Source organism: Planktothrix sp. FACHB-1355, from assembly GCF_014748295.1.
Taxonomy (GTDB): Bacteria; Cyanobacteriota; Cyanobacteriia; order Cyanobacteriales; family Aerosakkonemataceae; genus Aerosakkonema; species Aerosakkonema funiforme_A.
This window is the reverse complement of record NZ_JACJUP010000950.1, coordinates 1-2854: the sequence shown is the minus strand read 5'-3', so window position 1 is coordinate 2854 and position 2854 is coordinate 1. Positions and strand designations below refer to the sequence as shown.

General features: G+C 47.7%; 2 protein-coding genes. Both read left to right on the top strand.

The window, feature by feature from the left end:
* Positions 1-110 precede the first annotated feature (110 nt).
* Positions 111-341, top strand: a complete 231-nt coding sequence (locus H6S82_RS27385; RefSeq protein ID WP_190469306.1) for a NifU family protein — start codon at positions 111-113, stop codon at positions 339-341.
* A 75-nt stretch (positions 342-416) separates the two neighbouring features.
* Positions 417-2684 carry a glycoside hydrolase gene (locus H6S82_RS27380; protein ID WP_190469303.1) on the top strand — a complete coding sequence of 756 codons (2268 nt, stop codon included), beginning with the start codon at positions 417-419 and terminating at the stop codon, positions 2682-2684.
* The last annotated feature ends 170 nt before the right edge of the window (positions 2685-2854 follow it).

Here is a 2854-nt window from a genome sequence, read left to right as displayed (position 1 = left end):
TAGCCCCTATCCCCTAGCTATATTTGTTAAATTTTTTATCCTTGAGTGGACTAGGATCGACATAGCTGCAACTCCAAGAAATATTCTGCAAGTAAAGGAGGTCTCAAACGATGGAACTCACAATTGAAAACGTCGAAACCGTTTTGGATGAATTGCGCCCTTACTTGATGTCGGATGGCGGCAATGTGGAAGTGGTCGAATTAGATGGCCCTGTCGTCAAACTGCGACTGCAAGGTGCTTGCGGTTCTTGCCCTAGTTCCACCATGACCCTGAGAATGGGCATTGAGCGCCGTCTGCGCGAAATGATCCCGGAAATTGCCGAAGTCGAACAGGTCATGTAATTTTCGATTTTAGATTTTGGATTAATAACCGATTATCCAAAATCTAAAATCTAAAATCTAAAATCTAAAATCCTTATGTCCCATCCCCTCTACATCGCTTTCATCTGGCATCAGCACCAACCGTTGTACAAGAGTCGCAGCAGGGAATTTCTGGCAGATCCCACGGAATTGGTGCCTAAAATGGGTGAATACCATTTGCCTTGGGTGCGTCTGCACGCTACTAAAGATTACCTGGATTTAGTATTGCTGCTGGAACGCTATCCCAAGCTGCATCAAACAGTGAACCTGGTTCCCTCTCTAATTCTGCAATTAGAAGAGTATATTGCTGGAAAGGCGATCGATCCTTACCTGGCAGTATCGCTTTTACCGACAGAAGAGCTGACCGAAGCACAGAAATTATTCATCATCGAGCATTTTTTTGATGCCAATCACCACACCCTCATCGATCCTAACCCTCGCTACGCCCAACTTTACGAACAACGACAGGAAAAAGGACGATCGTGGTGTCAAGAAAATTGGATTCCGCAAGACTACAGCGATTTATTAGCTTGGCACAATCTCGCTTGGATTGACCCTTTGTTTTGGGATGACCCGCAAATTGCACAATGGTTGAAAAAGGGGAAAGGTTTTAATTTAGGCGATCGCGAACAGATTTATGCTAAACAGCAAGAAATCATGCGCCGCATCGTTCCCCAACACCGTCAGATGCAAGCCGCCGGACAGTTAGAAGTTACCACCACGCCCTACACTCACCCCATCTTACCTTTGCTTGCCGATACAAATGCCGGACGAGTGGCGGTACCCAACATGAATTTACCCCAGCGTCGCTTCCAGTGGGAGGAAGATATTCCCAGGCATTTACAAAAAGCCTGGGATTTTTATCGAGAACGCTTCGGATGCGAACCTCGCGGATTGTGGCCTTCGGAACAAGCGGTTGGGCCAAAAATTTTGCCCTACGTTGCCAAGCAGGGATTTAAATGGCTAGTTTCCGATGAAGCGATATTGGGCAATAGCATCAAGCACTTTTTCCACCGCGATGGGTCTGGTAATGTGACGGAACCGGAGTTTCTTTACCGTCCCTATCGCTTGCAAACACCGGCTGGTGACTTGGCAATTGTGTTTCGCGACCACCGCTTGTCAGATTTGATCGGCTTTACCTACGGGTCGATGGAACCGAAAAAAGCGGCAACGGATCTGGTGGGCCATTTGGAAGCGATCGCCCGTTCTCTGAAATACTGTCAAGGTGGCGGTACAGCCTTGCAAAAACCCTGGCTGGTTACCATTGCCCTAGATGGCGAAAATTGCTGGGAACATTACCAACTAGACGGCAAACCATTCCTGGAATCACTTTATCAGACTTTAAACACGCACAAAGAACTGAAGCTGGTCACAGTATCGGAATTTATCGATCGATTCCCCCCCACCGAAACTATCCCCGCCGAAAAACTGCACACCGGTTCTTGGGTAGATGGTAATCTGACAACTTGGATCGGCGACCCAGCGAAAAATCGCGCTTGGGAACTCCTCACAGATGCGCGACAAACACTGGCAAATCATCCAGAAGCAACTGAAGAAAATAACCCCGAAGCTTGGGAAGCTTTGTTTGCAGCAGAAGGTTCCGACTGGTTTTGGTGGTTTGGCGAAGGACATTCCTCCAATCAAGATGCCATTTTCGACCAACTGTTCCGCGAACATTTAGCTGCTATCTATCAGGCGTTGAACTTACCAATTCCGGAGAATGTGCAGCGACCGGTAGAAGTTCACGAAGCGCGAGGCGACCACCGACCGGAAAGCTTTATTCATCCCATTATTGATGGTATCGGCGACGAACAAGATTGGGATAAAGCCGGTCGGATCGAAATTGGTGGTGCAAGGGGAACAATGCACCGCAGCAGTGCGATCCAGCGCATTTGGTACGGCGTCGATCACCTTAACTTCTATCTGCGGTTAGATTTTCAAAGTGGCATTCTACCCGGTAAAGGTTGTCCGCCAGAGTTGAATTTACTTTGGTACTATCCCGATCGCACTATGTCCACCAGTCCCATTCCCCTGCAAAATCTACCCCAGGAACCACCCCTCAATTACCTTTTCCGTCACCATTTGGGGATTAACTTACTGACTAATTCTGTCTTATTCCAAGAAGCTGGCGAACATTGGCAATGGCATTCCCGTCCCAGTCGCGCCCAAGTCGCCCTAGACCGTTGTTTGGAATTGGCAGTTCCTTGGGCAGATTTGCACGTTGAACCAGATTATCCCATCAGGCTGATCTTGGTTCTCTCGGAAGGAGATCGTTTCTCCAGTTATTTGCCGGAAAATGCGCTGATACCGATCGAAGTCCCGTAGACCGAAAAACATACTAACAATTTGTAGGATGGGTTACGTGCGGACGATTATTTCAAAACACAAAAAAATAGTTTGTTTCCCGCACTGTAACCCACCATCTAATAGATATCTCCAAAAATTCTTGTGGGGTAGGCATCCTGCCTGCCTTTGAGATCCTTTTCTGGAGATGT

Bases quoted from the DNA above. Each gene is read 5' to 3' on its own strand.
- H6S82_RS27385 (WP_190469306.1), top strand. From the start codon at position 111: ATGGAACTCACAATTGAAAACGTCGAAACCGTTTTGGATGAATTGCGC.
- H6S82_RS27380 (WP_190469303.1), top strand. From the start codon at position 417: ATGTCCCATCCCCTCTACATCGCTTTCATCTGGCATCAGCACCAACCG.